The sequence below is a fragment of the Blastococcus saxobsidens genome (genome assembly GCF_002938435.1).
GTDB lineage: Bacteria > Actinomycetota > Actinomycetes > Mycobacteriales > Geodermatophilaceae > Blastococcus > Blastococcus saxobsidens.
In genome coordinates this window covers 126,263-148,880 of the sequence record NZ_POQT01000001.1, presented here as the reverse complement: position 1 = coordinate 148,880, position 22,618 = coordinate 126,263, and the positions used below count along the sequence as shown (strand labels likewise).

General features: G+C 75.0%; 22 protein-coding genes and 1 tRNA gene. 9 read left to right on the top strand and 14 right to left on the bottom strand.

Annotated features, from left to right (window positions below):
• Positions 1-9 precede the first annotated feature (9 nt).
• The 5 genes from C5507_RS00735 to rarD all read right to left on the bottom strand — a co-directional run bounded on the left by C5507_RS00735 (position 10) and on the right by rarD (position 6,785).
• Positions 10-876, bottom strand: coding sequence for an ABC transporter permease (locus C5507_RS00735; RefSeq protein WP_104526614.1), 867 nt, complete (start codon positions 874-876; stop codon positions 10-12).
• Positions 877-959: 83 nt separating this feature from the next.
• A complete protein-coding gene (locus C5507_RS00730) occupies positions 960-3,872 on the bottom strand; it encodes an alpha/beta fold hydrolase (RefSeq protein WP_104526613.1) in 2,913 nt (970 codons plus the stop codon).
• Positions 3,873-3,928: 56 nt separating this feature from the next.
• On the bottom strand, positions 3,929-5,095 hold the full coding sequence (locus C5507_RS00725) for a LytR C-terminal domain-containing protein (RefSeq protein WP_130504320.1): 1,167 nt from the start codon (positions 5,093-5,095) through the stop codon (positions 3,929-3,931).
• 317 nt (positions 5,096-5,412) lie between these two features.
• Positions 5,413-5,751, bottom strand: a complete 339-nt coding sequence (locus C5507_RS00720; protein ID WP_104526611.1) for a DUF3263 domain-containing protein — start codon at positions 5,749-5,751, stop codon at positions 5,413-5,415.
• A gap of 116 nt (positions 5,752-5,867) precedes the next feature.
• On the bottom strand, positions 5,868-6,785 hold the full coding sequence (rarD, locus tag C5507_RS00715) for an EamA family transporter RarD (protein ID WP_104526610.1): 918 nt from the start codon (positions 6,783-6,785) through the stop codon (positions 5,868-5,870).
• A gap of 53 nt (positions 6,786-6,838) precedes the next feature.
• Here rarD and C5507_RS00710 point away from each other — a divergent pair, with 53 nt between their 5' ends.
• Positions 6,839-7,234: a DUF5313 family protein gene (locus tag C5507_RS00710; RefSeq protein ID WP_104526609.1), complete on the top strand. Its 396-nt coding sequence runs from the start codon at positions 6,839-6,841 to the stop codon at positions 7,232-7,234.
• On the opposite strand, the gene C5507_RS00705 is transcribed toward C5507_RS00710, so the two are convergent.
• Together C5507_RS00705 and C5507_RS00700 are read right to left on the bottom strand one after the other, a co-directional pair.
• A tRNA-Thr gene (locus C5507_RS00705) sits at positions 7,234-7,306 on the bottom strand. The two genes, C5507_RS00710 and C5507_RS00705, sit on opposite strands and share 1 nt — an antisense overlap.
• A gap of 48 nt (positions 7,307-7,354) precedes the next feature.
• Positions 7,355-8,023, bottom strand: coding sequence for a hypothetical protein (locus C5507_RS00700; protein WP_104526608.1), 669 nt, complete (start codon positions 8,021-8,023; stop codon positions 7,355-7,357).
• A 147-nt stretch (positions 8,024-8,170) separates the two neighbouring features.
• Between C5507_RS00700 and C5507_RS00695 the strand changes: the two genes are divergently transcribed.
• The 3 genes from C5507_RS00695 (at position 8,171) to C5507_RS00685 (ending at position 11,706) form a co-directional block, all read left to right on the top strand.
• Positions 8,171-8,944: an ABC transporter permease gene (locus tag C5507_RS00695; protein WP_104526607.1), complete on the top strand. Its 774-nt coding sequence runs from the start codon at positions 8,171-8,173 to the stop codon at positions 8,942-8,944.
• A 111-nt stretch (positions 8,945-9,055) separates the two neighbouring features.
• Entirely contained in the window at positions 9,056-10,381 is a 1,326-nt protein-coding gene (locus C5507_RS00690) for a S1C family serine protease (protein WP_104526727.1), read from the top strand.
• A 44-nt stretch (positions 10,382-10,425) separates the two neighbouring features.
• The gene (locus tag C5507_RS00685; protein ID WP_104526606.1) at positions 10,426-11,706 is read left to right on the top strand and encodes a DUF445 domain-containing protein; all 1,281 of its coding nucleotides are present in this window, start codon (positions 10,426-10,428) and stop codon (positions 11,704-11,706) included.
• 18 nt (positions 11,707-11,724) lie between these two features.
• Here C5507_RS00685 and C5507_RS00680 read toward each other — a convergent pair whose 3' ends face one another.
• The 6 genes from C5507_RS00680 to C5507_RS00655 form a co-directional block, all read right to left on the bottom strand.
• On the bottom strand, positions 11,725-12,153 hold the full coding sequence (locus tag C5507_RS00680) for a CBS domain-containing protein (protein ID WP_104526605.1): 429 nt from the start codon (positions 12,151-12,153) through the stop codon (positions 11,725-11,727).
• Between the two features lie 173 nt (positions 12,154-12,326).
• Entirely contained in the window at positions 12,327-13,307 is a 981-nt protein-coding gene (gene rlmB, locus C5507_RS00675; RefSeq protein ID WP_242611316.1) for a 23S rRNA (guanosine(2251)-2'-O)-methyltransferase RlmB, read from the bottom strand.
• Positions 13,289-14,692, bottom strand: a complete 1,404-nt coding sequence (gene cysS, locus C5507_RS00670; RefSeq protein WP_104526603.1) for a cysteine--tRNA ligase — start codon at positions 14,690-14,692, stop codon at positions 13,289-13,291. Before cysS ends, rlmB begins: the two co-directional genes overlap by 19 nt.
• 10 nt (positions 14,693-14,702) lie before the next feature.
• On the bottom strand, positions 14,703-15,230 hold the full coding sequence (gene ispF, locus C5507_RS00665; protein ID WP_104526602.1) for a 2-C-methyl-D-erythritol 2,4-cyclodiphosphate synthase: 528 nt from the start codon (positions 15,228-15,230) through the stop codon (positions 14,703-14,705).
• Positions 15,227-15,916 (bottom strand): 2-C-methyl-D-erythritol 4-phosphate cytidylyltransferase, encoded by a 690-nt coding sequence (gene ispD / locus C5507_RS00660; RefSeq protein ID WP_104526601.1) that lies wholly within the window; start codon positions 15,914-15,916, stop codon positions 15,227-15,229. The genes ispF and ispD overlap by 4 nt, the downstream gene beginning before the upstream one ends.
• A 50-nt stretch (positions 15,917-15,966) precedes the next feature.
• A complete protein-coding gene (locus C5507_RS00655; protein ID WP_092195384.1) occupies positions 15,967-16,449 on the bottom strand; it encodes a CarD family transcriptional regulator in 483 nt (160 codons plus the stop codon).
• A 131-nt stretch (positions 16,450-16,580) separates the two neighbouring features.
• Here C5507_RS00655 and C5507_RS00650 point away from each other — a divergent pair, with 131 nt between their 5' ends.
• The 4 genes from C5507_RS00650 (at position 16,581) to disA (ending at position 20,811) form a co-directional block, all read left to right on the top strand.
• Positions 16,581-17,429: a UbiA family prenyltransferase gene (locus tag C5507_RS00650; protein WP_104526600.1), complete on the top strand. Its 849-nt coding sequence runs from the start codon at positions 16,581-16,583 to the stop codon at positions 17,427-17,429.
• Between the two features lie 131 nt (positions 17,430-17,560).
• Positions 17,561-18,136 carry a copper chaperone PCu(A)C domain-containing protein gene (locus C5507_RS00645; RefSeq protein WP_104526599.1) on the top strand — a complete coding sequence of 192 codons (576 nt, stop codon included), beginning with the start codon at positions 17,561-17,563 and terminating at the stop codon, positions 18,134-18,136.
• 107 nt (positions 18,137-18,243) lie between these two features.
• Positions 18,244-19,611 carry a DNA repair protein RadA gene (gene radA / locus C5507_RS00640; protein ID WP_207225903.1) on the top strand — a complete coding sequence of 456 codons (1,368 nt, stop codon included), beginning with the start codon at positions 18,244-18,246 and terminating at the stop codon, positions 19,609-19,611.
• Between the two features lie 114 nt (positions 19,612-19,725).
• Positions 19,726-20,811, top strand: coding sequence for a DNA integrity scanning diadenylate cyclase DisA (gene disA, locus C5507_RS00635; RefSeq protein WP_104526597.1), 1,086 nt, complete (start codon positions 19,726-19,728; stop codon positions 20,809-20,811).
• A gap of 30 nt (positions 20,812-20,841) precedes the next feature.
• Here disA and C5507_RS00630 read toward each other — a convergent pair whose 3' ends face one another.
• Complete coding sequence (locus tag C5507_RS00630) at positions 20,842-21,522, bottom strand: MucR family transcriptional regulator (protein WP_104526596.1); 681 nt, start codon at positions 21,520-21,522, stop codon at positions 20,842-20,844.
• A gap of 77 nt (positions 21,523-21,599) precedes the next feature.
• On the opposite strand from C5507_RS00630, the gene C5507_RS00625 reads away from it, so the two are divergent.
• The gene (locus C5507_RS00625; RefSeq protein WP_165400488.1) at positions 21,600-22,493 is read left to right on the top strand and encodes an HhH-GPD family protein; all 894 of its coding nucleotides are present in this window, start codon (positions 21,600-21,602) and stop codon (positions 22,491-22,493) included.
• Positions 22,494-22,618: the final 125 nt, after the last annotated feature.

Sequence of the window (22,618 nt, the reverse complement as noted above, 5' to 3'; positions counted from 1 at the left end):
GTCCTTCTACTAGCTCGTGACGTCGCGGCGGGCGAAGTGGCGGAAGCCCAGCGCGGTGAAGATGGCGATGTAGACCAGCGACTGGATGACCCCGCGGTACAGGTCGCCGGAGTCGATCGGCGTCTGCAGCAGGTCGGTCCAGGCGAACTCCTCCGCGGTCGGGAACCAGTCGCGGATCGACCCGAGCTGCTCCACCTGGTCCAGGATCGCGAAGACGACCATGGTGAAGACCGAACCGCCGACGGCGGCCAGCGGCGCGTCGGTGATCGTGGAGAACCAGAACGCCAGCGCCCCCACCACGAGCAGGTGGACGGCCAGGTACCCGAGCATCCCGGCCAGCCGCAGCATGCCGTCGCCCTGGTCGAGGGTGATCCCGATGGGCGTCCGGATGTCGTCGAAGCCGAACGCGATGCCGCCGGCGACCACCGCGACCGTCGCCAGCGTGAGCAGCGCGGCGACCGACTGCACCAGCGCGGCCAGCCACTTCTGGCGGAGCAGCCGCATCCGGGGCACCGGCGTGGCCAGCGCGTACCGCAGCGAGCCCCACTGCGCCTCGACGGCGACGGTGTCGCCGAAGAAGAGCGCGTAGACCACGACCAGGAAGAAGCCGGTGGTCGCGAAGAGCACGAACAGGGTGAAGTTCAGCCCGCTGGAGGTGGCGACGTCGACCAGGTTGATCCGGCTGTTCTCCTGCGCCTCCTCCGAGGCGCCCAGCTGCAGCGCCCCGATCAGCACCAGCGGCAGGGCCACCATGAGCGCGTACACGCCGAGGGTGCGGCGCCGCTTGAACTGGCGGCGCAGCTCGACCGAGAGCCGCAGGGTGCGCTCGGGCCGGTAACCGGCGACCGCACCGGTCGGTTGCACGTGCTGTGTCATGGCTCGACTCCGGCCTCGATCCGCTCCTCGGTCGCTGGCGCTCCCTGCGATGCTCTCTCGGCCGTCGTTCTCGCGAGTCGCGGTCATGACTCCCCCACCAGCGCGAGGAAAGCGTCCTCGAGCCGTCGTCGTGGCGTGAACTGGTCGACGGCGACGCCCGAGGACACCAGCGCCTGGAGCGCGTCGGACCGGCGGGCGCCGTCCAGCTCCGCCACCAGCCCCTCGTCGGTGCGGGCGGCGGTCACCCCCGGCACGGCCCCGAGGACGGCGATGGCGCGGTCGGTGTCGGCGTCGTCGGTGAGACCGACCAGCACCGACCCGCCGGTGCCGACGATCTCATCCACCGTGCCCTGCACGATCTTCTGCCCCCTGGCCATGACGACGACGTGGCTGCAGGTCTGCTCGATCTCGCTGAGCAGGTGGCTGGAGACGATGACCGTCCGGCCGGTGGCGGCGTAGTCGCGCAGCACCTCGCGCATGGCGTGGATCTGCGGCGGGTCCAACCCGTTGGTCGGCTCGTCGAGCACCAGCAGGTCCGGCAGGCCCAGCATCGCCTGGGCGATGGCCACCCGCTGGCGCATGCCCTGGCTGTAGCGGCGGACCGGCCGGTCGATCGCCGCGCCGAGCCCGGCCACCGCGATCGCCTCCTCCATGTGCGCGTCCTCAGGCGGACGGCCCGTGGCGGCCCAGTACAGCGTCAGGTTGTCCCGGCCGGACAGGTGCGGCTGCAGCCCGGTGCCCTCGACGAAGGAGCCCAGCCGCGACAGGACCGGAGCCCCCGGGCCGGCGGCGTGACCGAAGATGCTGATCCGCCCCTCGGTCGGCTTGATCAAACCCATGAGCATGCGCAGCGACGTCGTCTTGCCCGCGCCGTTGGGGCCGAGCAGCCCGAGCACCTGACCCCGGCGCACCTCGAACGACAGGTCCTTCACCGCGACGAAGCCGTCCTTGTAGGCCTTGGTCACGCCCTCGAAGCGCAGCGGGACGTCCTCGCCGTCGGGCTGGACGTGCGACACCTGGCGGCGCCGGCGAGCGCCCCACCAGCGAGCGGCCAGCCAGCCCAGGAGCCCCAGCGCGGCGAGGACGCCGAGCAGGACCCACCAGCGCGAGGAGCCGGCGGCGTTCTCGGCCTCCCCACCGACCTGGGGCACCGCGAGCACCGCGGCGTCGCCGTCGGCGAGCGCGACGGAGTAGACGCCGGCCTCGGCCGGCAGGGCGAACGCCTGGTCGGTGGAGGAGACGACCACCCGCATCGTGTGGCCGGTCTCGAACCGGTGCACGATCCCGGGCAGCGTGACGCTCACCTGCGTCGGGCTCGTCGGGTCGGCCGAGATGCCGGTCAGGGCCAGCGGGGCGACCAGGCCGCCGGGCAGGGTCATGCTGCCGTCGGGGCCGACGTCGTAGAGCTTGGCGAACAGCGTCGCCTCGCCCTCGGGCGCGGCCACGAGCAGGTCGACCGTCGCGGCACCGACGACCTCCACCGGCTGCTCCAGCGGGGTGCTGTCGAAGGCGGCGTACTGGCCGGGGATCTCCAGCGTCATGCCGCCGAGGGCGGCGGTGAGCGCGCCGAGGCCGGGCACGGTGGTGAGCGAGGCCGGGGTGCCACCGGCGGGGGTCACGACGGGTTGCAGCGGCCCGCTGACCCGCACGTCGCGGCGGGCGGTGGGCTCGTCGCCGCCGAGGCCGGGGTACTGCTCGGCGACGATGGTCCGGTTGCCGCCCTGGACCCGCCCGAGGGTGCTGCCCAGGCCGGTGGGCGCGGGGTACTCGAAGCCGGTCCCCGGGTCCTCGCCCTGCTCGCGCAGGTGCCAGTCGAACCAGCCGGCCACCTGCTCGCGCAGGGCCTGGGTCTGGCTCTCCGACGACGACGCGTCGTGCCCGCCGCCGAACCACACGACCTTGACCGGGGTGCCGTCCGCGGCGATCCCCCGCGCGTTCGCGTCGGCCTGCCCCAGCCCGAAGAGCGAGTCCTGGGTGCCCTGGATCAGCAGGGTCGGCGCCTCGATGCGGTCGAGCACGCCGGCCGGGCTGCTGCGATCGAGGACCGCGGCCACCTCGGGCGTCAGCGTCCCGGATTCCGCGGCGGTCTGGTACGCCGCGCAGATCTCGGCGCGGAAGCGACCACAGGTGAGCAGCTGCTCCACGGCCTGCGGGTCCTGCGCGGCTCGCTCGAGCAGCTCGGCCGGGACCGCGCCCGGCCGGCGCTGCGAGGCGCCGGGGGCCGCTGCGGTGCCGTCGTCGACGGTCGGGCCGCCCTCGTCCCCGTCCCCGTCGCCACCGGTGCCGCCGCCGAAGCCGTCGAGCAGCCCGCCGGAGGAGCCGATGCCGAAGAAGAGGCCGGCCCACAGCCGCTTGTAGACGCCGGCCCCCTGCGTCTGCGGGGTGGCGGCGACGGTGTCGGCGTCGACGTCGCCGGTGTGCGAGGGGAAGAGCGCGGTGGTCAGGGAGTTCCAGGTGATCTGCGGGACGATCGCGTCGACCCGGTCGTCGTAGGCGGCGCCGAGGAGGGCCAGCGCTCCGCCGTAGGAGCCGCCGGCCACGCCGACGCGCGGGTCGCCGTCCCCGTCCAGCTGCACCTCGTCGCGCTCGGCCAGCAGGTCGAGCAGCGTGGAGAGGTCCTCGACCTCGAAGCGCGGATCGTTGAGGCCGATCTGGCCGGTGCTCTCGCCGAACCCGCGAGCCGAGAAGGTGAGGACGACGTAGCCGCGCTCCGCCAGGTCCACGGCGTCGTCGGCGACCGACCGCTTGCTCCCCCCGAAGCCGTGCGCCAGCACCACGGCCGGGGCCGGCTCGTCGCTGTCGGGCAGGTAGAGGGTGGTGTCGATCTCGGCCGCGTCCCGGCCGCTACCGGAGGGGACGCGGGCGTCCTCGGTCCGGATGTCGGCGGCCGCTGCCGGGGGCGCGAGGACCAGGGCGGCCGAGGAGACGACGGCGGCGAGCAGCGCCGCGAGCGTGGCGCGCCCGCCCGCTCGCGCGGGCCTACGGAGGGAGCGCACGCAGCGCCCAACGGCCGGGACCCCGCGAGTGTTCCGCGAGGCCCCGGACGGCTGGATCAGGGCTGCCAGTTGCCCGTGGCGACGATGACCAGGCCGGGCGCGGGGGTGCCGCTGACCTCGAAGAACCGGGGCGCGGGGCCGGCCAGCTCCGGGAACTGCGCGACCAGCTGCTCGGCGGCCTGCCGCTGCTGCTCGTCGCCCTCGGTGAAGAAGACCGTGGTGGTCGGGATGTCGCTGCCGGGGTAGGCGCCGGTGCCGGGCGACTCCCAGCCGCCGGCGACGACGACGGAGGAGATCTTGCCGGCCAGGCCGTTGACGGTGGTGGCGTTGAGCACGGTGACCGGCGCACGCACGTCGGAGGCCACCTCGGGCTCGAGGGAGATCGGCTCGTTGGCCAGCGGCGGCAGCTCGGCGGTGGGCGGCGCGACGACCGGGGCGGTGGTCTCCGGCGCGGTCGCCGCCACGGGCTGCGTGGGCTGGGGCTTGGTCACGGTGTAGACGCCGAGGACGGCGAGCGCGACCACGACCATGGCGACGAGCCCCTTGAGGACGAGACGGGGCTTGCGCTCCTCCTCGTCCTCGAACAGGACGTCAGGGGTGCCGTTGCGCTTGGCCGCCTTGCGGCGCGCGGCGTCGGCGGCCTGGCGCTGGGCGCGGTAGGCGGCGCGACCGCGCTGGCCCGATCCGGCCTCGGCCTCCGCGTCGACGGCGAGGTCGTCGTCAGCGGCGTGGTCCTCGTCGATCTCGAACGCGTCGACCTGGTCGTAGTCGTCGTACCCGTCGTCGAGGCGGTCGGACTCGCGGCGGGCCGCGGTGCCGCGCTCGGGGATGGCCGTCGTGGCGGGCGGGATCAGCGCCTGCGGGAGGTCCAGGTCGGTGCCCAGGTCGAAGGCGGGACGCGAACCCTCGTCGGCCCGGGACGGCTTGGTCCAGTCCCCGTAGGAGATGGACGGGGCGCCCGCGGGGGTGGTCTGGCGCGGCACCCGGGGCACGCGGGGAGCCGGACGGGGCGCGCGGGTGAGGTTGCGGCCGGTGGAGACGAGCGGCTCGTCCTCGACCCAGGTGCGCGACGGCGCGAAGCTCGGGGAAGCGGTCTTGGCGGCGGTGTGCACGGGCGCGGCGAACAGCGCCTCCCCGTTGGACACCGGGGCCAGCACGTCGGCACCGCGGCCGGGGGCGGCCGCACGCACGGGCACCGACCGGTCGAGACGGGGCTCCGCCACCGAGGCGCCGCGCACGGGGCCGGCGGGCCGCGGCGCGGGGGCGACGACCGCACGGCCACCGACGGGGACCGGGGGCAGCGGCAGCCGTGAACGCGACTTCGGCCGCCCAGCGTCGGCGGGCGGTGCGTCGAGCCGGGCCTCGCGGCGCTCCGAGCGTTCCCGCCCCGGTGCCGTCGGGTGATCACCCAGGCCACGGGCCGCCCCCGGCCACGAGCCATCGGGGGCATCGGTCCTGCGCCGTCCAGCGGCTGCAGGAGCGTTCCCCTGGTTCAGTCCGTCACTGCCTGACGCGGCGTGCCTGCCCACGGTGAGCGAATCTAATCGATGTCATTCGATCTGCCCAGGATTTGAGACGAACGCGTTCGTTGCCGCGCCGTCCGCAGCCTGCGGAGGCGCTGCACGAGCAGCGGATCGGCGGCCAGCGCCTCGGGGCGGTCGACCAGGGCGTTGAGCGCCTGGTAGTAACGGGTGGGCGTCGTATCGAAGAGGTCGCGGATCGCCGTCTCCTTGGCTCCGGCCCGCCGCCACCACTGCCGCTCGAACCCGAGCATCTCGTGCTCGCGCCGGGACAGAACTCCCGCGCCGACCTGCGTGGATGCCTCCCCTGACCCGTTCGCCCGGGGCGGGGAGACCACGGGGGCTGGGTCGCTGGTCATCGCTCGTTCATCTCCTGGGCCGTCCCGTCTCCCGGGCAACCCGGGAGGCTCGGGACCGACCGTAGACGGGGCCACCGACGTTTTCGCTCTCCCGCCGCGCCGGGGTTCCGAGCAGGTCAGGGGACGAGCGGAACGACCTCGCGTGACGTCCGCCGGGCCCCCGCCCGGGCGTGTCGCAGCATGTCCGCGGTGAACACCGCCAGCGCGACCCAGACGATCACGAAACCGACCAGCCGGGCGGGCGGCATGGGCTCGCCGTAGACGAAGACGCCGATGGCCAGCTGCATCAGCGGCGTGAGGTACTGCAGCAGGCCGACCGTCGAGAGCGGGATCCGCCGGGCCGCCGCCGCGAACAGCAGCAGCGGTATCGCCGTCGCCACCCCGGAGCTGACGAGCAGCAGGGCGTGCCCGGCGCCCTCACCGGTGAACGTGCCGGCTCCGTCGGCGTGCAGCAGCGACAGGACGACGACGGCGGGACCCGCGACGAGCGCCGTCTCCAGGAACAGGCCCGGGGCGGCCTCCACCGACACGAGCTTCTTCATGAGCCCGTACAGGCCGAAGGTCAGGGCCAGGCTCAGCGCGATCCAGGGCGGCCGCCCGTAGTCCACCGTCAGGACCGCGACCGCCACGGCGGCGATCCCGACGGCGGTCCACTGCAGGGGGCGCAGCCGCTCGGAGAAGACGACGACGCCGAGCACCACGCTCACCAGCGGGTTGATGAAGTAGCCCAGCGACGTCTCCACGACCTGGCCGGAGTTCACGCCGAACACGAAGATCAGCCAGTTCCCCGCGATGAGCACCGCCGCTCCGGATAGCACCAGGAGGGTCCGCCGGTCGCGGACCGCGGCCCGCACGTGCCCCCACCGGCGCAGCGCGCTCAGCAGGAGGCCGACGAACAGCAGCGACCAGAGCACCCGGTGGGCGACGATCTCCACCCCGCCGGCCGGCTCGAGCAGCGGGAAGTACAGCGGGAAGAGGCCCCACAGGGCGTAGGCGCCCAGCCCGGAGACCACCCCCAGGCGACGCTCGTCCACCCGAGAACCGTACGCCGCGTCGTTCCCGGCCCCGTGCGGCTTACCGTCGAGGGGTGAGCAGACAGCGACCGAACCCGCTGCAGTGGGTCTGGTACGCCCTCGGGGGGCGGCTCCCCCGCCACCTGTCGCCCTGGGTGCTCGCCGACACCACCCGCCGGACGTGGGTGTGGCGCCACCTGGCCCGCGCCGCCGTCCAGATGCTGCCGATCGTGGTGCTCTGCCTGCTGGTGCCGGTGCCGATGGCCTACCGCGTGTCCGCGGCGGTCGGCGGGTTCCTGCTCGGCCTGCTGTTTTCCCTGGCGTTCATGGTGGAGACCATCGAGCACCGGGTGGTCAAGGCCGGCTACGAGCCGGGGACGGCGGCGCGGGTGCGGGCCGAACGGGTGGAGCGGGAGCGCCTGGAGCGGCTGTCCCCCTACCGGCGCGACGGCTCGGGCAGCTTCGACTGAGCCGACGAGGGGACTCGAACCCCTAACCGCTCGATTACAAGTCGAGTGCGCTACCAATTGCGCCACGCCGGCGGCGGCCAGCACCGCCGGCCGCGTCGATCGTAAGTGCCGGACCCTCGCTCAGGCCGCTTTGGTCTCCGAGCTCGGGCCCGACCGCCGCGGTCCCCCGCGGACGAAGCCCGTCGGGTCGGCGCTGTCCAACGGTCCGGCGGCGAGCCACCGGGCGAAGCCGTCGGGGTCGCGGCGCTCCAGTTCGTCGAGCAGCTGGCTCCGCCGGACGACGAGCCCCTGCCGCGTCGCCGGCTCGAGCGACCCGCGCAGGGCGACCCCCGTACGCACCCACTCGTCGGCCAGCTCGGACGTCGGCAGACCGGCCGCGACCGGCATCCCGAGAACGACCGGGTGCCCGAAGTCCTGCACCCGCGCAGGGCGCCCTGCTTCCACCTGACGCCTGCGCAGCCAGCGGGTGACGGCCCAGCCGGCGCCGGCCATGCCCACCAGCAGCACCGCGAACCCGCCGCCGAGGAGCAGCGCGGCCCCGCTGAGCACCAGGAGCACCGCCACGGTCACCGCCGCCGTGTGCAGCGCGGACTCGGTGATCGAACGACGGCGCGGCGCCGGCGTCTCGCGGGCGACGCCGGCGGCGATGCAGCCGGCCATGGCGCCGGACACGAGGACGGCGACCAGCCCCGGCCCGCGCAGCGCGACGCCCCCGATGACCGCGACGGCAGCGAGGAGGACCAGGGCGACCCCGGCCAGGAACCGGGCGAAGGGACCACGGACGGGCACGAGCAGCCTCCACGGCGGACGAAGCGAACGGCGGCCCCGGGGCCGCCGGCCCTGCCACTACCCGGGATCGGCCGCTCATGCACACCGCGCCACGAACCGGTCACCCGCTTCCCGTCCGCGCCGGGCCCCCGGGCAGGATTCCCCGCCGTGGGCTCCTCCGTGGTCGACGTCGACGTCCGGCTCGCCGTCGTCCTGGTGGTCCTGACCGCCGTGGCCGTGGTGGCCGGCCGGCTGTCCGGGCTCGGCGAGGACCGCCCGGTGCTGGTGGCCGCCGCGCGGGCCACCGTGCAGCTCGCCGTCGTCTCGGCGCTGCTGCTCGTCGTCATCGAGTCGCTCTGGCTGTCGGCGGCCTTCGTCCTGCTGATGATCAGCGTCGCGACGGTCACCGCGACCGGCCGCGTCACCGATCGCCCCCTACGCTCGCCCGGCTCCGCCCGCAGGCTGCTCGCCGTCGCCCTGCCCGTGGTCGGCGGCGCCGCCCCGGTGGTGGCGCTGGTCCTGGCCAGCGGCACGGTGCCGCTGCGCGGCGCGGCCGTCATCCCGGTCGCCGGCATCCTCATCGGCGGGGCCATGACCGCCACCTCGCTGGCCGGCCGGCGGCTGCGCGAGGAGCTCGACCAGCGCCACGGCGAGGTGGAGGCGGCCCTCGCCCTCGGCCTCCTGCGCCGGGACGCCGTCCTGCTCGTCGCCCGGCCGGTCGCCGGCACGGCGCTCGTCCCACCGCTGGACCAGACGCGCACGGTCGGTCTGGTCACGCTCCCGGGCGCATTCGTCGGCGTGCTGCTCGGTGGCGGCAGCCCCCTGGAGGCCGGCGCGGCACAGCTGCTCGTGCTGATCGGCCTCCTCGCCGCCGAGGTCCTGGCGGTCTGGGCCGTCACGGAGCTGGTGGCCCGAGGCCGGCTGCTGCCCGTGCCCCGCTGACCGGTGCGTCCAGGAACCTCACAGCCCGCCCCCAGCGACGAAGCAGCCCGGCGGCGCACAGTGGGTGTCGACGGCACGGCCGGACGGCAGCGCCAGGAGAGGATCGGACCCGTGAGCGAGCCCCAGCACCCCGGAGCAGGTCAGCACTTCGGCTGGCAGCCCCCGCACGCGACGCCCCAGCACCAGCCCACGGCGCCGCACCCGACCACGCCCCACCCGACCACCCCGCACCCGACCACCCCGCACCCGACCACCCCGCACCCGATGGCCCAGCAGCCCTACCCCGGCTACGGCGGCCTGCCGACGCCCCCGGCCGAGAACCCGGAGCGCCGCTCCGCCCCCCGCGGCGGCCGGCTGCGCATCGGCCTGGCCGGGCTCGTCGCCGGCGCCCTGATCGGCGGTGGCGCCGGCGCCGGCGTCGCGACGCTGCTGGACGACCAGGGGTCCTCCTCGGTCACGTCGTCGGGCACGCAGAGCGTGACCATCGAGAACCCCGAGCGCGCCACCACCGCCACAGCCGCCGCCGCCAAGGCCGCGCCGAGCGTCGTCACCGTCTACGTCGCCAGCGGCTCGGGCGCAGGCAGCGGTTCGGGCGTCGTGCTCACCGCCGACGGCTACGTGCTGACCAACAACCACGTCGTCGCCGGGGGCGGCCCGAACGGCTCGGTGCAGGTGCGCACGGCCGACGGCACCCTCTACGACGCCGAGGTGGTCGGCACCGACCCCGCGTTCGACCTGGCGGTGCTCCGGCTGGACGGGGCCGACGACCTGACGGCGGCCACGTTCGCCGACTCCGACGCGCTGCAGATCGGCGACGTCGCCGTGGCCATCGGCGCCCCGCTCGGCCTGTCCAACACCGTCACCGACGGCATCATCAGCGCCACCGGGCGGGCCGTCGCCACCGGTTCCACGCAGGACGACGCGACCGTGCTCGACGCCATCCAGACCGACGCCGCCATCAACCCGGGCAACTCCGGTGGCGCGCTGGTCGACGCCGCCGGCGAGGTGATCGGCATCAACACCGCGATCGCCACGGTCGCCTCCGGCATGCCCGGCGGGCAGTCGCAGAGCGGCAACATCGGCGTGGGCTTCGCCATCCCCGGCAACACCGCCCAGCGCGTGGCCCAGCAGATCATCGAGACCGGCAGCGCCACCCGCGCCTTCCTCGGGGTGAGCGCCCGCACCGCGGCCGACGACGAGAACAGCGAGGTGGGCACCGGCGCCCGGATCGAGACCGTCGAGCCCGGCAGCGCCGCCGAGCAGGCCGGCCTGCAGGTGGGCGACGTCGTCACCGCCGTCGGCGACCGCCCCGTGACCACCTCCACCGAGCTGACCGCCGCGGTCCGGAGCGAGGCCCCGGGCGAGACCGTGGACCTCTCCGTCCGGCGCGGCTCGGACACCCGGACCGTCGAGGTCACCCTCGGCGAGACCAGCTGAGGCGCGGGAGCGACCACCCGCGCCCGATCCCTAGGCTGGGCCGGGTGGCCGCTCCCCGACTGACCGTCCCCTTGGCCGGCTCGCTCGACGACCCGGCCCGGGCCCGCGACCTCGCCCGCATGAAGCGGCTGGCGACCGGCCTGTTCGGGCTCGCCGCCGCCGTCTTCCTCGCCTGCGTGCTGCTGGGCGAGGACGCCGGCGCCTGGGTGGGGTACGTGCGGGCCACCGCGGAGGCCTCGATGGTCGGGGCGCTGGCCGACTGGTTCGCCGTCACCGCGCTCTTCCGGCACCCGCTGCGGCTGCCGATCCCGCACACCGCGATCATCCCGCGCAAGAAGGACCAGATCGGCGAGAGCCTCGGCACCTTCGTGCAGGAGAACTTCCTGACCCGCGCCGTCGTCGAGGAGAAGCTGGCCACCATCGACGTCCCGGGCCGCCTGGGTGCCTTCCTCGAGTCCCCCGGCCGGGCCGAGCGCCTGGGTGGGGACGCCGCCGCCGTCCTCACCGCCGTCACCGACCTGCTCAAGGACGACGACGTGCAGCCCGCCGTCGCCGCACTCGTCGACCGCAAGCTGCACGAGACGCCCGCCGCCCCGGCCGTCGCCCGGGTGCTGGAGCTCGTCGTGGACGGCGACCGGCACCAGGAGGTGCTGTCCGCGGCGCTGCGGCTGATGGCCCGCTTCCTCGAGGAGAACCGGCTGGTCTTCCGCGCCCAGCTCGGCGACGCCTCCCCGGCCTGGGTCCCCGACTGGGTGGACGACCGCGTGTTCGACCGCGCGTTCGCCGGGGTGCACAGCTTCCTGGAGGAGGTCGGCGCGGACCCGCGCCACGAGCTGCGCCGCGCCTACGACGTCCGGCTGCGCGAGTACGTGCACGCACTGCGCACCGATCCCGCCGCCGCCGCCCGGGTCGAGGAGTTCAAGAAGGAGCTGCTGGAGCACCCGGCGGTGCGCGACTGGTCGGGGTCGCTGTGGACCACCGCGAAGAAGGCCGTGCTGACGGCGGCCGCCGATCCGACGTCGCCCCTGCGGGCCCGGGTCACCGCGCTGGTCCTCGACGGCGCCCGCCTGCTCAGGACCGACCCGACCGTGCGGGAGCTGGTGCAGCGGCACAGCCGGCGCGCGGCCGGCTACGCCGTCGAGCGGTTCGCCGCCGACGCCGCCGACCTGGTGAGCAGCACCGTGGCCCGCTGGGACACCGAGGAGACCAGCCGGCGGATCGAGCTGCAGGTCGGCCGCGACCTGCAGTGGATCCGGGTCAACGGCACCGTCGTCGGCGGGCTCGCCGGCCTGGTGATCTACACCGTCGCCCAGCTGCTGGGCTGAGCCTGCGAGGGCAGACGGTCAGCTCTGGATGTAGTCGACGAGCTGCCGCCGCTCCTCCTCCAGCTCGTCCAGCCGCGCCTTGACGACGTCGCCGATCGAGACGATGCCCACCAGCACGCCCTCGGCGACGACGGGGACGTGCCGCACACGGTGGTCGGTCATCGTCCGCGCGAGGCTGTCCACGCTGGCTTCGGGCGGGCAGACGTGCACCTGGGTCGTCATCACGCTGGAGACCGGATCGGCGAGGAGCCCGGCCCCGCGGTCGTGCAACCCGCGGGCCACGTCCCGCTCGGAGACGATGCCGTCGATACGGCGACCGTCGGAGGACACGACCAGCGCGCCGATCCCCTTCTCCGCCAGCAGCGCGAGTGCCGACCGGACGCTGTCGGAACCGTCGATGGTCGCGACCGCGCGTCCCTTGGTGCGGAGCAGTTGGCTGATCTGCACGCCGGCCTCCCGGGAGCCTCCATCACCGCCGCGGACGCGTCCGTCCTCGACGCGGAAGCCGACTGTGGCAGAGGACCTCCCCGCGCGCCAGGGGTCGCGGCACGGGACGTCCGGTACGCCCCCGGGCGAGGCACGTGGCCCGCGCGCCCCCGGGCGAGGCACGTGGCCCGCGCTCAGCGGCGGGCGGCCGCCGCCTGGTACAGCGCGATGCCGGCCGCGACGCTGACGTTGAGCGACTCCGTGTCCCGGCCGATGGGGATCCGGACGACGACGTCGCACTTCTCCCGGACCAGCCGCGACAGGCCGGTGCCCTCGGCGCCCACGACCAGCGCCACGGGGTCGGCGAAGCCGTCGTACTCGTGCAGGTCGACGTCGCCGTCCCCGGCCAGGCCCACCGTCTGCAGCCCGGCGTCCTGGTAGGCGGTGAGCGCGCGCGGCAGGTTCACCGCGCGGGCCACACGCAGCCGGGCGGCGGCCCCGGCGCTGGTCCGCCAGGCCGACGCCGTCATGCCGACGGCCCGCCGCTGCGGGACGACGACGCCGTGCGCGTCGAACGCCGCCGCCGAGCGCACGACGGCGCCCAGGTTGCGCGGGTCGGTGACGCCGTCCATGGCGACGATCAGCGGGGCCCGGCCCGAGTTCCGCGCGGTCTCGAGGAAGTCCTCCGGGTGCGCGTAGTCGTAGGGCGGCACCTGCAGGCCGATGCCCTGGTGCAGCGCCCCCTGGGACATCCGGTCGAACTCGGACTTCCCGACCTCGAGCAGCGGCAGCCCGCGGTCGGCGGCCAGGCCGAGCGCCTCGGTGATGCGCTCGTCGGCGCCGGCGCGCGTGGTGTCACCGGTGACGACGTACAGCGCCGTCGCCGGGATCCGCGCGCGCAGGGCCTCCACGACCGGGTTCCGGCCGAGCAGCAGCTCCGGCTGCTCCTCGTTGCGCTGGCGGGCGCGGGCGCGGTCGGCCCGCTGCCGCTGCTCGGCCAGGGCGCGTCGCTGCGCGGGGTGCCCGGGGCGCGCCTCGGCCGGCGGGGTCGCGCCCCGGCCGGCGAGGGAACGGCGGTTCTTGCCGCCGGTGCCGGCGGTGGCGCGCTTCTTGCCCGCTCCGTCGCTGCGGCCGCGGCGCTGGCTGTTGCCGGCCATCAGTGGGTCAGCTCCCATCGGGGTCCTTGCGGGGTGTCCTCGACCGAGAGGCCGAGGGCGGCGAGCTGGTCGCGGATCGCGTCCGCCGTCGCGTAGTCCTTGCGCGCCCGGGCCGCCTGGCGCTGCTCCAGGGCGAGCGCCACCAACCCGTCGGTCGCGCGGGCCAGCCGCTCGTCGGCGCCGGCGGTGGCCCACTGCGGGTCGAGCGGGTCCAGGCCCAGGACGCCGAGCATGGCCCGCACCGACCCGAGGGTGCCGGCGACCGCGGCGTCGTCGCCGTCAGCCAGCGCGCTGTTGCCCGCGCGGACCGTGTCGTGGATCGCGGCGACCGCCGCCGGGGTGCCGAGGTCGTCGTCCAGCGCGTTGGTGAAGTCGGCGCAGAGCACCGGCGACCCGGCGTCCGCACCGACCCGCTCCGCCGCGCGCTTCACGAACGACTCGATCCGGCGGAAGGCCTGCCCGGCCTCCTCCAGCGCCGCGTCGGTGAACTCGATCGTCGACCGGTAGTGCGGCGCGACCAGGTAGTAGCGGAGCTCGATCGGGCGCACCCGCTGCACGACCTCGTCGACCAGCGCGGTGTTGCCCAGCGACTTGCTCATCTTCTCGCCGCCGAGGGTGACCCAGCCGTTGTGCATCCAGTACTGGGCGAAGTCCTCACCCGCCGCGCGGGACTGGGCCTGCTCGTTCTCGTGGTGCGGGAAGCGCAGGTCCAGGCCGCCGCCGTGGATGTCGAACGCCTCGCCGAGGTAGCGCCCGGCCATGGCCGAGCACTCCAGGTGCCAGCCGGGGCGGCCGCGTCCCCACGGGGTCGGCCAGGAGGCGGTGTCCGGCTCGCCCGGCTTGGTGCCCTTCCAGAGGGCGAAGTCGCGGGGGTCGCGCTTGCGCTCGTCGGTGTCGGTGTCGGCGGCCGGCTCGAGGTTCTCCAGCCGCTGGCCGGTGAGGGCCCCGTACTCCGGAAAAGAACGCACGTCGAAGTACACGTCGCCGTCGACCGCGTAGGCGTGACCGCGTTCCATCAGCCGCTCCATGAGCGTGACCATCTCCGGGACGTGCCCGGTGGCCCGCGGCTCGTAGGTGGGCGGCAGCACACCGAGGACGTCGTAGGCGCGCGTGCAGGCCCGCTCGTTCTCGTACGCCCAGGCCCACCACGGCACACCGTGCTCGGCGGCCTTGGCCATGATCTTGTCGTCGATGTCTGTGACGTTCCGGACGTAGGTGACGTCGAGCCCGCCCGCGGTCAGCCAGCGGCGCAGCACGTCGAAGGAGACGGCGGCGCGGATGTGCCCCACGTGCGGCCGGCCCTGCACGGTGAGACCGCAGACGTAGACGGACGCCTGACCGGCACGCAGGGGCGTGAAGTCGCGGACCGCGCGGGCAGCCGTGTCGTACAGGCGGAGGCTCACTGGGGGGAGTCTACGGAGCGCCAGGACCCTCTCGTACCGCCTCGGTGCCGCTCTCCCCCGTCCGGACCACCAGTGCGGTGGCCACGGCGGCCCGGCCCTCGCCCCGGCCGGTCAGCCCGAGACCGTCCGTGGTGGTGGCGGTCACGCTGACCGGGGCTCCCAGCGCCGCGGAGAGGGCCGCCTCGGCCTCGCCCCGACGCGGCCCGAGCTTGGGGGTCGTGGCGATGAGCTGCGCCGACACGTTGCCCACCCGCCAGCCGGCCGCGTCGAGCACCTCGCGCACGTGCACCAGGACGTCGGCCCCGCGGGCGCCCGCCCAGCGCGGGTCGTCGGTGCCGAGCAGCCCGCCGATGTCGCCGAGACCCGCCGCGGAGAGGACGGCGTCGGTGATCGCGTGCGCCACGATGTCGCCATCGGAGTGGCCGGCGCACCCGTCGACGCCGGGCCACTCCAGGCCGGCCAGCCAGCACGGCCGGCCCGGCTCGACCGGGTGGACGTCGGTGCCGACGCCGACCCGCGGCAGCTCGGGGGAGGTCATCGGGCCACCGTGCCAGACGATCCGTCGAGGGTGACCGCGAGCTCGGCCAGCGTCAGGTCGTGCGGCACCGTGACCTTCGCCGACCGCTCGTCGCCGGGGACGGTGACCACCGGGACGCCCGCGGCCCGGACGACGGCGGCGTCGTCGGTGAGCTCGGTGCCGACCGGCAGCGCCGCGTAGGCCGCCGCGAGCGTGCCGCGGTCGAATCCCTGCGGCGTCTGCACCCGCCGCAGCGGAGCGCGGGGCACCGCCTCGGCGATCGTGCCGTCGTCCGCGACCAGGATGGTCGTGTCGACCACCGGCAGCACCGGGACGACCGCCTGCGCGCCGGCGGTCAGCGCACCGAGCACCCGCGCGACCACGTCGGGCGGGGTGAGCGGACGGGCCGCGTCGTGCACCAGGACCACGTCGGCCTCGCGGGGAAGGGCGGCCAGTCCGGCACGCACCGACGCCGTCCGGGTGTCCCCCCCGTCGACGATGCGGACCGTCGATGGGAGGACGGCGGCGAAGGCGGCCCGCTCGATGGCGGGCACCGTGACGACCACGTCGGCGACCCCGCCGACGAGCAGCCCCTCGACGGCCCAGGCGACGAGTGGCCGCCCGGCCAGGAGTACGAGGGCCTTGGGCCGGTCGGCCCCCAGACGCGAACCGCTCCCAGCCGCTGCGACGATCGCTGCAGCGTGCACGGGAGCGGTTCGGTGGGTGCGTGGTGCTACGAGTGCGCCGGGAGGCGTGCTCAGCTGGCGAGGACCTCGTCGAGGAGGACCTCGGCCTTGTCCTCGTTGGTGCCCTCCGCGAGCGCCAGCTCGCTGACCAGGATCTGCCGGGCCTTGGAGAGCATGCGCTTCTCGCCGGCGGACAGCCCGCGGTCCTTGTCACGACGCCAGAGGTCGCGGACGACCTCGGCGACCTTGTTCACGTCGCCCGAGGCCAGCTTCTCGAGGTTGGCCTTGTAGCGCCGCGACCAGTTGGTCGGCTCCTCGGTGTGCGGCGCGCGCAGCACCTCGAAGACCTTGTCCAGGCCCTCCTGGCCGACGACGTCGCGGACGCCGACGATCTCTGCGTTGTCGGCCGGCACGCGCACGGTCAGGTCGCCCTGGGCGACCTTCAGCACGAGATAGGCCTTCTCGACGCCCTTGATGGTCCGCTGCTCGATCGCCTCGATCAGCGCGGCACCATGATGCGGATAGACGACGGTCTCGCCGACAGTGAAGCCCATGTGAATGTGACCCCTTTCGCTTCCTCGAGGTTAGCACGGCACACTGACTCAACGGATCGGTCCGGGGCAGTAAATCTGCAGGTCAGCGCCCTGATTGGATGCCCTGGAGGGGTTGACAGAGCGTGATTGATGTGCCTCGGGCACCCGGACGGGCCGTCACCCTGGGTCGCGCGCTGGCCCTCGCCACGCACCCCGGGCCGACCGTCGCGGTGACCGTCGTCGCCACGCTCCTCGCCGTCGCCGCGGGGGTGCCCGCCGGCCGCACCGCACTGCTGTGCATCGCCGTCCTCGCAGGTCAGGCGTCCATCGGCTGGAGCAACGACTGGCTGGACGCCGACCGCGACCGGGCCGTCGCGCGGGCGGACAAGCCGGTGGTCCAGGGGGGCGTGACGCCGTCCCTGCTGCGCCGTGCGGCGCTCGCCGCGGCCGCCGTCGCCGTCGTCCTGTCCCTCCTGCTCGGCCTGGTGCCGGGACTGCTCCTGCTGCTCCTGGTCGCCAGCGGATGGGCCTACAACGCCGGCCTCAAGCGCACGATCTGGTCCGGAGCCGGCTACGTCGTCGGGTTCGGCGCACTCCCCGCGGGCGTCGTGGCCGCCACCCCCGGCGGGGCGGCGGCCCCGTGGTGGCTGGTCGCCGCCGGCGCCGCGCTCGGCGCGGCGGCCCACGTGGCCAACGTCGCCCCCGACCTGGAGGACGACCTCGCGACCGGCGTGCGCGGCCTGCCGCACCGGCTCGGGGCCCGGGTGTCCGCCGTGACCGGCGCGGTGCTGCTGGCCTGCGCGTCGCTGCTGCTCGTCCTGGGCCCGGAGGGGCGACCGACCGCCACCGGCTGGGCCGCGCTGGCGCTCGCCGGGCCCGCCGCCGCCGTCGCCGCACTGGCCGGCACGCAGCGGTTCCAGCGGCTGGCGTTCCCCGCGGTGATGGTGCTGACCGTGCTCGACGTCGCGCTGGTCCTCCTCGGCGGCTCCGCGCTCGCCTGACCACCCGGAGGGCCGGACGCGCGACCGGCCCCTTCCCTGCGGGCGGGGCGCGGACGCGACCGATACGCTGACCCCGTCTCCGCGCCACCGATCCCCGGTGGCCGGCACGGTCCTGCTGGAGGTCGACAGCTGTGAACCGCGCTCTGCGCGCCGCAACGACGGGCGTTCTGCTCCTCTCCCCGCTCGCCCTCTCGGCGTGCAGCGCCGGGCAGGTCACGCAGACCGCCACGCAGGAGCGCGACAAGGTCGGCGCCTTGGCCGCGGTCGGCGACATCACCCTGCGCGCGGCCAACCTCGTGCATCCCGACGGCGGCCTCTACGAAGCCGGCGACGACGCCGAGCTGACCGTCGCGATCGTCAACTCGACCCCCGAGGCCGACACCCTGGTCGAGGTGTCCGGCGAGGGCTTCGACGCGGCGGAGATCAGCCCGGCCGACGGCCAGGGCTCGGAGCTGGAGATCCCCGGGCGGTCGACGGTGTTCGTCGGCCAGCGCGACGCCGCCTCCATCACGCTCACCGGCCTCGACGAGCCCCTCACCACCGGTCGCTACGTGGAGCTCGTGCTCACCTTCGAGAACGCCGGCGAGGTCACCATGCTGGTCCCCGTCGGCACCCCCGACCGGGTGCTCGAGCGCGGCGAGGGCTTCGACTTCCACGACGAGGAAGCAGGCGCCGAGGAGTCCGCGGAGGGTGACGGGGGCCACTGAGCCCGTCCCTGCTCCGCTGAGCACCGCCGCGAGGGCGGCCCCGGTACCGGGGCCGCCCTCGCGCGTTCGCACCGGTTCTGTCGGCCCTCCCGGTTAGCGTCGATCGCGTGCCACCCGCAGGAGTGAAGTCCACCCGCCCCGCCCACCGCTGCACCGAGTGCGGCTACGCCTCGGCCAAGTGGGTCGGGCGCTGTCCGGAGTGCCAGGCCTGGGGCACCTTGCAGGAGGCCGGAGCCCCCGCGAGCGGTCTGCGCGCGGTCTCCGCCGGGCAGGTCAGCGCGCCCGCCCGGCCCATCGCCCAGGTGGAGCTGGCCGGGGCGCGCGCCGTGCCCACCGGGATCGCCGAGTTCGACCGCGTCCTCGGGGGCGGACTCGTCCCGGGCGCCGTCCTGCTCGTGGCGGGCGAGCCGGGCGTCGGCAAGTCCACGCTGCTGCTGGAGGTCGCCCAGCGGGTCGCGGCGAGCAACGGTCCCGCACTCGTCGTCTCGGGCGAGGAGTCGGCGGGCCAGGTGCGGCTGCGCGCCGAGCGCATCGGAGCCCTGCACGACCAGCTGTACCTGGCCGCCGAGACGGAGTTGTCAGCGGTCCTCGCGCACGTCGAGGCGGTGAACCCCACACTGCTCGTCCTCGACAGCGTGCAGACCGTCCGCTCCCCCGCCGTCGACGGCACCGACGGCGGCTCCACCCAGGTGCGGGCCGTTGCCTCCGCGCTCACCGGCGTGGCCAAGAGCCGCGGGATGACCACCATCCTCGTCGGTCACGTGACCAAGGACGGCGCGATCGCCGGCCCCCGCACACTCGAGCACCTGGTCGACGTCGTCATCTCCTTCGACGGCGAGCGCCACTCCACCCTCCGGATGGTGCGGGCCACCAAGAACCGGTTCGGACCCGCCGACGAGATCGGCTGCTTCGAGATCGGCGACAGCGGGGTCGTCGGCGTACCCGACCCCTCGGCGCTGTTCGTGTCCCGCCGGGCCGACCCGGTACCCGGCAGCTGCGTCACGGTCACCCTCGAGGGCAGCCGGCCGCTGCTGGCCGAGGTGCAGGCTCTCGTGGCGAGCACCGGCGGGGGCGGTTCCCCCCGCCGGGCCGTCAGCGGGCTGGACTCCCAGCGGGTGGCCATGGTGAACGCCGTGGTCGAACGACGCGGCCGGGTGAAGCTCGCCGACGCCGACGTGTTCGCCGCCTCGGTCGGCGGCGTGCGGATCGCCGAGCCCGCCGCCGACCTCGCCCTCGCGCTGGCCATCGCCTCCGCCGCCAAGGACCACCCGCTGCCGGCCGGCATGGTCGCGCTCGGCGAGGTGGGGTTGTCCGGGGAGATCCGCCGCGTCGGTGGCACCGGCCGCCGGCTGGCCGAGGCCGCCCGTCAGGGCTACCGGATCGCCCTCGTCCCACCGGACGCCGGAGCGGCGCCGTCGGGCATGCGGCTGATCGAGGTCCCCGACCTGGGGGCAGCCTTCCACCGACTGTTCTGAGCCCGTAGGGTCTCGTATCGACCGGTCCCCGGGGCTCCCCACCCGGCCACGTCCCCGACCGACGCCGGGGCACGTAGACTCAGCCGCCGTACCACTCGACCGTCAGGAGCGCTCGTGCCCGCCGCCGTGGACCCCGAGGTCGCGCTGCGCGAACTCCTCGGTCGCATCGCCCCTGGCACGGCGTTGCGCGACGGCCTGGAGCGGATCCTGGCCGGTCGCACGGGCGCCCTGATAGTGCTGGGGTACGACCGGGTGGTCGAGTCCCTCTGCACCGGCGGCTTCGCCCTCGACGTCGCCCTGTCCGCCACCCGCCTGCGCGAGCTGGCCAAGATGGACGGCGCGGTGATCGTCTCCTACGACGGCACACGCATCGTGCGAGCCGGCGTGCACCTCATGCCCGACCCGACGGTGCCCACCGAGGAGTCCGGCACCCGGCACCGCACGGCCGAGCGGGTCGCGCTGCAGACCGGCTTCCCGGTCATCTCGGTCAGCCAGTCGATGCACATCATCAGCGTCTACGTGGCCGGCCGGCGGTACACCCTCGAGCACCCGACCACGATCCTGGCGCGGGCGAACCAGGCACTGGCAGCCCTGGAGCGCTACAAGCTCCGCCTGGACGAGGTCGCGAGCACGCTCTCGGCGCTGGAGATCGAAGACCTGGTCACGGTGCGCGACGCCATGAGCGTCAGCCAGCGGCTGGAGATGGTCCGGCGCATCGCCGACGAGATCGAGGGCTTCGTCGTCGAGCTGGGCACCGACGGCCGGCTGCTCGCCCTCCAGCTGGACGAGATGCTGGCCGGCGTCGAGGAGGACCGCGGTCTGCTGGTCCACGACTACCTGCCCTCCAACGGCCGCCGCCCGCGCACGATCGACCAGGTGCTCGTCGACCTGCGGGCGCTGACCGCCACCGAGCTGCTCGACCTGTCGGCCGTGGCCCGCTGCTACGGCCTGCCCACCTCCCCCGACGCGCTGGACTCCCCGGTGAGCCCGCGGGGCTACCGCCTGCTGGCCCGGGTGCCCCGGCTGCCCGCCGGGATCATCGACCGCCTCGTGGAGCACTTCGGCGGGCTGCAGAAGCTCCTGGCCGCCACCATCGAGGACCTGCTGGCGGTCGAGGGCGTCGGCGAGGCCCGCGCCCGCGGCATCCGCGAGGGCCTGTCCCGGCTGGCCGAGACCTCGATCCTCGACCGCTACAGCTGACCCCGTCCCTGGGGGGACCGCGAGGACCCGTCAGCCGATGACGAGCGGGGCGTCGCCGGACGCCTTGGTGTCCAGCCGGCCGCGCACCACGTAGGAGCCCGGCGCCGGCGGCACCCGCGGCGCGGTGCAGGTCGGCTCGCTGGTCAGCCCACCCCACAGGAGCGGCACCACCACCGTCTCCCCCGGCGCGAGCTCGCGCGGCTCGTCGCTGTTCTCCGGAAAGCAGTCGTTGCTCCCCCAGACCCGTGCGCCGGACGCGTCGATGAGCACCAGTTCCTGCAGTTCCTTGTCCAGGGCCCGCACGCACGGCACCGGCGAGGTGTTGGTCAGCACCAGCTCGAAGGTCGGCTTGCTCCCCGGGGCCACCTGCCCGGGCGTCCGCACCTCGAGTGCCACCATGTCGTCCGCACAGGGCCCGCCCGGTGCCGGTGCGGACGCCGCGGCGGGCGGCGGCTCCTCGCTGGGCGGCGGCGGGGGCGCAGCCGGCGCCTCAGGGGTGCGCAGGGCCGCCACGGAGGGCACCACCCGCTCCAGGGCGGGCAGCTCGGTCGGCGTGGCCGTGCCGGTGGACTCCCCACCCGCGCCCCGGCTGCCCACGAGCGCCACGGCCCCCCAGGTCAGACCGCCGACCACCGCGGCCAGGACCACCAGCACCACCAGGCGGCGCCGCCAGTAGACGGCTGCAGGCAGCGGGCCGACCGGGTGCAACACGCGGGGAACGGTAATCGGCCGCCGACTCCTCGGTCCCCTCGGCGCGCCGCACCGCGGCAACGGCACACTGGGTGCCCGTGACCGCTGCCGCCGCTCCCCCGCCCCGCGAACCGGCCGGTGAGACGATCGTCGACTGGTACGCCTCCGCTGCGCGGGACCTCCCCTGGCGCACCCCCGACGTCGACGCCTGGGCGGTGCTGGTCAGCGAGGTCATGCTGCAGCAGACCCCCGTCGCCCGGGTGGAACCGGTCTGGCGCACCTGGATGGTTCGCTGGCCGCACCCAGCCGACCTGGCCGCCACGCCCCCGGCCGAGGTCATCCGCGCCTGGGGGAAGCTCGGGTACCCGCGGCGGGCGCTACGGCTGCGCGAGGCCGCTGTGGCCATCACCGAGCGGCACGGCGGGATCGTGCCCGACGACGTCGCCGCGCTCGAGGCGCTCCCGGGGGTCGGCACGTACACCGCGCGGGCGGTGGCGTGCTTCGGCTACGGGCAGCGGCAGCCCGTCGTCGACACCAACGTCCGGCGGGTGGTGGCCCGGCTCGTGCACGGCTGCGCGGAGGCGGGGAACGCGCGCGCCTCGGACCTCACCGACATCGAGGCCCTGGCGCCGGAGGACGAGCAGCGGGCCGTGCGGTTCTCCGTGGCGGTGATGGAGCTCGGCGCGCTGGTGTGCGTCGCGGGGACGCCGAGGTGCGCCGTCTGCCCGGTGCGCGACGTCTGCGCCTGGCGCCTGGCGGGTTCGCCGGCCTACGACGGGCCGCCGCGGCGGGTGCAGAAGTTCGCCGGCACCGACCGGCAGGTGCGCGGCCGACTGCTTGACGTCCTCCGCTCCGCGCACGAACCGGTGCCGCCGGCCGCGCTGGAGGACGCCTGGGAGGACGCGGCCCAGCGCTCCCGCTGCCTGGACTCCCTGCTGACCGACGCCCTGGTCGAGCAGACCGAGGACGGCCTCTTCCGCCTCCCCACCTGACCCACCCTCGTGCCGAGATCGCGGGATCTCGGCGCTCCGGAGCAGCTGATGTGCCGAGATCACGGGATCTCGGCGCTCAGGGCTCCCGGGGACGGCGAAGGGGCCGCCTCCCTCGCGGGAGACGG